The organism is Blastococcus sp. SYSU DS0669, from assembly GCF_054050895.1.
The window spans coordinates 227492-234334 of record NZ_JBJHAE010000006.1 but is presented as its reverse complement, the minus strand read 5'-3'; the positions used below and the strand labels follow the sequence as shown (position 1 = coordinate 234334).

General features: G+C 75.9%; 6 protein-coding genes. 3 read left to right on the top strand and 3 right to left on the bottom strand.

The window, feature by feature from the left end; translation table 11 throughout:
• Positions 1-133: 133 nt before the first annotated feature.
• Entirely contained in the window at positions 134-604 is a 471-nt protein-coding gene (locus tag ACI792_RS09615) for a hypothetical protein (protein WP_456602398.1), read from the top strand.
• Here the strand turns inward: ACI792_RS09615 and ACI792_RS09610 are convergent.
• Positions 597-1472 carry a phosphoribosylaminoimidazolesuccinocarboxamide synthase gene (locus tag ACI792_RS09610; protein ID WP_456602397.1) on the bottom strand — a complete coding sequence of 292 codons (876 nt, stop codon included), beginning with the start codon at positions 1470-1472 and terminating at the stop codon, positions 597-599. The two genes, ACI792_RS09615 and ACI792_RS09610, sit on opposite strands and share 8 nt — an antisense overlap.
• Positions 1472-2779, bottom strand: coding sequence for an adenylosuccinate lyase (purB, locus tag ACI792_RS09605; protein ID WP_456602396.1), 1308 nt, complete (start codon positions 2777-2779; stop codon positions 1472-1474). The genes ACI792_RS09610 and purB overlap by 1 nt, the downstream gene beginning before the upstream one ends.
• Before the next feature lie 123 nt (positions 2780-2902).
• Between purB and ACI792_RS09600 the strand changes: the two genes are divergently transcribed.
• Positions 2903-4309: an AI-2E family transporter gene (locus ACI792_RS09600; protein WP_456602395.1), complete on the top strand. Its 1407-nt coding sequence runs from the start codon at positions 2903-2905 to the stop codon at positions 4307-4309.
• Here ACI792_RS09600 and purD read toward each other — a convergent pair.
• Entirely contained in the window at positions 4306-5589 is a 1284-nt protein-coding gene (gene purD, locus ACI792_RS09595; RefSeq protein ID WP_456602394.1) for a phosphoribosylamine--glycine ligase, read from the bottom strand. The genes ACI792_RS09600 and purD overlap by 4 nt on opposite strands.
• Positions 5590-5816: 227 nt before the next feature.
• On the opposite strand from purD, the gene ACI792_RS09590 reads away from it, so the two are divergent.
• The gene (locus ACI792_RS09590) at positions 5817-6806 is read left to right on the top strand and encodes a glycerophosphodiester phosphodiesterase family protein (RefSeq protein WP_456602393.1); all 990 of its coding nucleotides are present in this window, start codon (positions 5817-5819) and stop codon (positions 6804-6806) included.
• Positions 6807-6843: the final 37 nt, after the last annotated feature.

The window sequence follows — 6843 nt, the reverse complement described above, 5'->3', positions numbered from 1 at the left end:
ACCAAGCCGACGCCGGACCAGACCCCCCCCCCCCCCCCCCCCCCCCCCCCCCCCCCCCCCCCCCCCCCCCCCCCCCCCCCCCCCCCCCCCCCCCCCCCCCCCCCCCCGGCCCCGTCCGAGAGGAGGACCGACCGTGCTGCACCGGATGGGCGTCCCCCTGCTGGTCGTCGTCGCGGTGGTCCTCGGCACCGCCGCGCCCGCACCGGCCACCTGGGCGACGCGGGCGGCCGCCGGGCCGGCCGTCGTCGCGGCGGCGGTCATGCCGCCGGGCGAGCAGCCGACCGCATCGGGCAGCGGAGTGCTGACCCGCTCGTTCACGGTGACCTGGCGCACGAGCCACGTGGCCGGCGTGCCGGTCACCGGCTACGTGGTCCGGCGCACCAGCAGCCTGCTGGGCGCCGGCCTGGTCTCCGAGGGCACCTGTTCGGGGGTCAGCCTGCTCGGCATCGACGCCCCGGTGTACGTGCCGGCCGACCCGGCCGCCGAGACGCAGTCCTGCACCGACACCTCCCTCGTGTCGCTCGGCACGGTGTCCTACACCGTCACACCGGTCCTCGAGCGCTGGCTCGGGACGCCGTCGCCCTGGTCGGCGCCGGTCAGCTGAACGGCCGGCCGGTCAGGCGCTCGTAGGCGGTGACGTAGCGCTCGCGGGTGGCGGCGACGACGTCGGCGGGCAGCTCGGGTGGCTCGGAGACCCGGTCCCACCCGGATGACGTGAGCCAGTCGCGCACGAACTGCTTGTCGTACGACGGCTGCACCGCGCCCGGCGACCAGGTCTCGGCCGGCCAGAACCGGGACGAGTCCGGCGTGAGCACCTCGTCGCCGAGCACGAGCCCACCGTCCGGCGAGACCCCGAACTCGAACTTCGTGTCCGCCAGCACGATCCCGGCGTCGGCGGCGATCTCGGCGCCGCGCCGGTAGAGCGCCAGCGTCAGGTCGCGCAGCTCCTCGGCCCGTGCGGCGCCGACCGCCGACACCACGGCGGAGAAGTCGATCGCCTCGTCGTGCTCGCCGATCTCCGCCTTGGTGGACGGCGTGAACACCGGGTCGGGCAGCCGGGACCCCTCGACCAGGCCCGCCGGCAGGGCGACGTCCCGGATGGAGCCGGTCCGCTCGTACTCCTTCGTCCCGGACCCGGAGAGGTAGCCGCGGGCCACGCACTCCACCGGGAGCATCTCCAGCCGGTGGACCAGCATCGCGCGCCCGGCGACCTCCGCGGGCACCCCGTCGTCCGCCCCCGGAGCCGCCGACACCAGGTGGTGGGTCGCCCCGAAGGACTCCAGCACCGGGGTCAGCTGCTCGAACCACCACACCGACAGCTGGGTGAGCACCCGCCCCTTGTCCGGTATCGGGGTGGGCAGCACGACGTCGTACGCCGAGATCCGGTCCGAGGCGACGAGCAGCAGCCGGTCGGCGCCGGCGTCGTAGATCTCCCGCACCTTGCCGCGGGCCACCAGCGGGAGGCCGACCATCAGGCCAGCGCCGCCAGCCGGTCGAACAGCGGGCCGAGGTTGGCCACGTACTTCTCCGGCCGGCAGATCTCGTCCAGCCGCGCCTCCTCCAGCGTCACGCCCGACGACCCCGCCCGCGCACGCAGGGTCTCCCGGAACGGCGTCCCCGAGTTCCACGTCTCCATCGCGGCGGCCTGCACCAGCGCGTAGGCGTCCTCGCGCGACTGGCCGCTCTCCACCAGCTCCAGGAGCACCGACGAGGTGTAGATCAGCCCGCCGGTGGACTCCAGGTTCGCCCGCATCCGGTCGGCGTCCACCACGAGGTTCTCCACCAGCCCGGCGGTGAGGTGCAGCAGGTAGTCGGTGGTGATCGCGGCGTCGGGCAGGAACACCCGCTCGGTGGAGGAGTGCGAGATGTCGCGCTCGTGCCAGAGCGGGATGCCCTCCATGACCGGCACGATCGCCGCCCGCACCACCCGCGCCAGGCCGGCGATGCGCTCGGAACGGATCGGGTTCTTCTTGTGCGGCATCGCGCTCGAGCCCTTCTGGCCCGACCCGAACGCCTCCGACAGCTCCCGCACCTCGGTGCGCTGGCCGTGCCGCACCTCCAGGGCGATCGCCTCGCAGACGGTCGCGATGATCGACAGCGCGGAGACCCACTCGCTGATCGAGTCGCGCAGCACCACCTGGGTGGAGGCGTCCGCGGGCCGCAGGTCCAGCGCCTCGGCGACCGCGACCTCGACCGAGGGGTCGATCAGCGAGTACGTGCCGACGGCGCCGGAGATGGCGACGACGCCCACGCGCTCGCGGGCGGCCCGCAGCCGGTCCCGCGACCGGGCCGCGGCGAAGGCCAGGTCGGCGACCCGGTGCCCCCACACGACCGGCTCGGCGTGCACGCCGTGGGTGCGGCCCACCTTGATCGTCGAGCGGTGCGCCAGGCCGTGGTCGCGCAGCGCCGCCACGAGGCGGTCGGCCTTGGCCAGCAGGATGTCGGTGGCCTCGGTGAGCTGGACGGCGAGCGCGGTGTCCAGCAGGTCCGACGACGTCATGCCGTGGTGCACGTAGGCGGCGGCCGAGCGCGGCTCGGTGTTGTCGGCCCACGCGGTGAGGAAGGCGATGACGTCGTGCTGCGTCGTCTCCTCGATCTCGGCGACCCGCTCGGCCGTGGGCGGCGGCGCGTTGCGCACCGGCTCGACGACGTCGGCGGGCACCCGCCCGGCCGCGGCGTGCGCCTCCAGGACCAGCGTCTCCACGCGGCACCACAGCTCGTACTTGTGGGCGTCGCTCCAGACCCGGCCCATCTCGGGGAGGGTGTAGCGCTCGATCATGCGGGTACCGCCCGCCACCGGTCAGCTCGTCGCAGCACGGGGACAGTCTCCCGCAGGGCTAGCGTGATCACGAACGGCCCCTACCGGAGGTGATCGATGCGGCGTCGCGCCCGAGATCTCGCCGTGCGCGCAGGAGACCTCGCCGCGCGCGCCCGCGACCGGATCCGCGCCGCCCGGGAGCACGATCCGCACGCCTGGCACCACCACCACGGGCCGCCCGACCCCTACCCGGTCGGCATCCGGGGCGACGGCGCACCGGCCGCGCGGGCGAACGGTGCCTCGGCGCCCCCGCTGGGCAGCCCGTCCCCCGCAGCCCCGGACCTCGACGGCGCGCTCGGCCCCGGTGGGGTCAGCGGCCCGCCCGCCGGCGGCTCCCCCGACGGCGCTGCGCCGCACCTCCCGGGGCACCGCGCCGGCGCGCACCACGGCGGGCCGGAGGACGGCGTCCCGTTCGGGCTGCGCGTCGCGGCCGCGTGGTCCTGGCGGCTGATCCTGGTGATCGCCGGGTTCTCCGTGCTGCTCTACGCCGCGGCGTCCATCGCCGTCGTCGTCGTGCCGGTGCTCGTGGCCCTGCTGCTGTCGGCGCTGCTGCAGCCGGGGGCCGCGAGCCTGGCCCGGCGCGGGTGGCCGCCGACCCTGGCCGCCTTCACCATGCTGCTGGTGGGCCTGGCCGTGGTCGCCGGGATCATCACGCTGGTCGTCGAGCGCTTCACCGCCGGCTTCGCCGATCTCGCCGAGCAGGTCAGCGAGGGGCTGGCGCAGGTCCAGACGTTCGTCGTCCGCAGCTTCCCCATCACCGAGGGGCAGCTCGCCGACCTCCTCACCCAGGCGCAGGACGCGCTGCTCGACAACCAGGACACCCTCGCCTCGGGCGCGCTCACGACCGCGGCGACGGTGGGCGAGGTCGTCGCCGGCATCGTGCTGGCGCTCTTCACGCTCTTCTTCTTCCTGAAGGACGGCCGGTCGATCTGGCTGTGGCTGGTCGGTCTCTTCCCCGCCGCCTCCCGGGCCTACCTCGACGAGGCCGCCCGGCGCTCCTGGCGCACGCTGATCTCCTACGTCCGCGCGACGGTCGTGGTGGCGCTGGTCGACGCCGTCGGCATCGGCATCGGGCTGGCGGTCCTCGGCGTCCCCCTGGTGATCCCGCTGGCCGCGCTGGTCTTCCTGGGGGCCTTCGTGCCGATCATCGGTGGCTTCCTGGCCGGCACCGTGGCCGTGCTGGTGGCCCTGGTCTCCAACGGCCCGATCACCGCGCTGATCGCGCTCGCCATCGTCATCGGCGTCATGCAGCTGGAGGGCCACGTGCTGCAGCCGCTGCTGCTCGGCCGGGCAGTCCGGGTGCACCCGCTGGCGGTGGTGCTCGCGATCGCCGCGGGCCTGCTGATCGGCGGCATCTTCGGCGCGCTCATCGCCGTCCCCGCCGTGGCGTGCGTCAACGTCGCGGGGACCTACCTCAGCCGCCGGCACGAGGGGCCGCGGCCGCCGGAGCCCCGGCCCGGGCGCGCGCGACCGGTCGTCGCGGCGGGTTAGCCGACGGCGATCCGGCCCTCGACGGCGGCGAGCGCGATGTCGGTGCGCCAGTGCGCATCGGCCAGCCGCACGCCGGCGACCCGCTCGTAGGCGCCCCGCCGCGCGGCCGCGAGGTCCTCGCCCACCGCGGTGACCGCGAGGACCCGGCCCCCCGCGGAGAGCACGGTGCCGTCGTCGGCGAGCGCCGTGCCGGCGTGCAGCACGCCCTCGCCGTCGGCCCCGGTGATCGGGTCACCGGTCCGCGGCGACTCCGGGTAACCCGGCGCCGCGATCACGACGGTCACCGCGGCACCGGCGCGCCAGCGCAGCGGCGGGTGCTCGCCGAGAGTGCCGGTGGCCGCGGCGTGCAGCAGCCCGCCGAGCGGGGTCTCCAGCAGGGGGAGCACCACCTGGGTCTCGGGATCGCCGAAGCGGGCGTTGAACTCCACCACCCGGACGCCGCGCGAGGTGAGCGCGAGCCCGGCGTAGAGCAGGCCGCTGAAGGTCTCGCCGCGGCGGGCCATCTCGTCGACGGTCGGCTGCAGCACGGTCGCCAGCACCTCGTCGACCAGGCCCGGTGGGGCCCACGGCAGCGGGGCGTAGGCGCCCATCCCGCCGGTGTTGGGCCCGGCGTCGCCGTCGTCGCGGCGCTTGTGGTCCTGGGCGGGCACGAGGGGGACGACGGTCGCGCCGTCGGTGACCGCGAAGAGCGACACCTCGGGCCCGTCGAGGTACTCCTCCACCAGGACGGCGCCGCCGGCGTCGAGCACGTGGCGGCCGTGCGCGGCGGCGGCCGCCCGGTCGGGGGTGACGACGACGCCCTTCCCGGCGGCCAGCCCGTCGTCCTTGACCACGAAGGGGGCGCCACCGGTGAGCGCCGCCACCTCGTCGAGGGCGGTCTCCAGCTCGGCCGGGCCGCCGACGGGCCAGGACCGCGCGGTGGGCACGCCGGCCGCTGTCATGACGTGCTTGGCGAAGGACTTGCTGCCCTCGAGCCGGGCCGCCTGCGCGGAGGGGCCGAAGCAGGCGATGCCTGCCTCCCGCACCGCGTCGGCGGCGCCCGCGACCAGCGGCACCTCCGGTCCGATCACCACGAGGTCCGCGCGCCAGCCGCGCGCCACGGCCGCCACCGCGACCGGATCGGCCACCGCCAGCGCCGCGCCGCCGGGCGGCGGGGGAGCCACCGCCCGGGTCCCGGCGTTGCCGGGAGCGCAGGCGAGCGCGCTCACCGCGGGGTCGGACTGCAGAGCCACGCACAGGGCGTGCTCCCGGGCACCGGAGCCGATCACCAGCACGCGCACGATCGGCGACCCTACCGATGTCGCGCGCCGGCGCCCCGGGCGCGGGGCGTCGTCCCACCCGTCACAGACACACCGTGTGAGATCACCCACGCCGGGCGGGACCTCCGCTGGTCAGCGCGCTGGCCGCTCGATCGTGCGCAACCCGTCCCCTCCAGTTCGCCGTGGATTCACCCGGCTCCTGTGTTGTGGGTGCCATGCGCGCGACCGAGTCGCTGGCGGACAGGCCAGTGACACGCCTTCCCCGGCCCGTCGTCATCGGACACCGCGGAGCCCCGGCCTACCGGCCGGAGCACACCGCGGCCAGCTACGAGCTGGCCATCGACCTGGGCGCCGACCTCATCGAGCCCGACGTCGTCGTCAGCGGCGACGGCGTCCTCGTCGCCCGGCACGAGAACGAGCTCTCCCTGTCGACCGACGTGGCCGAGCACCCGCAGTTCGCCGACCGCAGGACCACGAAGCTGGTCGGCGGGAAGCTGCGCACCGGCTGGTTCACCGAGGACTTCACGCACGCGGAGCTGCGCACCCTGCGGGCGGTCGAGCGGATGCCGTCGCTCCGGCCGCTGAACACCGCGTACGACGGGCGGTTCGGCATCCTGACGCTGGCCGAGGTCGTCGAGCTCGCCCGGAGCCGCTCGACCCCGGAGCGCCGGATCCGCGTGCTCGCCGAGCTCAAGCACGCCGAGTGCCCCGAGGCCGGTCGCTCCATGGCCGAGCTGGTCGCCGCGGAGCTGCGCCGGCTCGGTGCCGACCGCGCCGACGGTGACGTGGTGCTGCAGTCGTTCGACCCGGCCCTGCTGCGCCACCTGCGCGCGCTGCTCGGCGAGGACGGCCCGCAGCTGGTCCAGCTCGTCGACGACATCCCGGCGGGCGACACCATGGTCACGCCGGCCGGCCTGCGCGAGATCTCCACCTACGCGCAGGGGGTCGGCCCCAGCCGGGGGCGGGTCCTGGCCAGCGGAGCGGACCACGCGCTGACCGGCACGCCGCACCTGGTGGAGCAGGCGCACGCCGCCGAGCTGGCGGTCTTCTGCTGGACGCTGCGGGCCGAGAACGCCTTCCTCCCCGCGCACCGCCGGCGCGGGGAGGCGCCCGACGGGCTCGGTGACGCCGTCGGCGACGCGCTGGCGCTGCTGGCGCTCGGCGTCGACGGCCTGATCAGCGACTCCCCCGACCACGCGGTCCGCGCGCGGACGGCGCTCACCGCCCAGCTGGTCTGAGCCCGGCCGGTGGGTCGCGACGCGGGGCCCGGAGGCC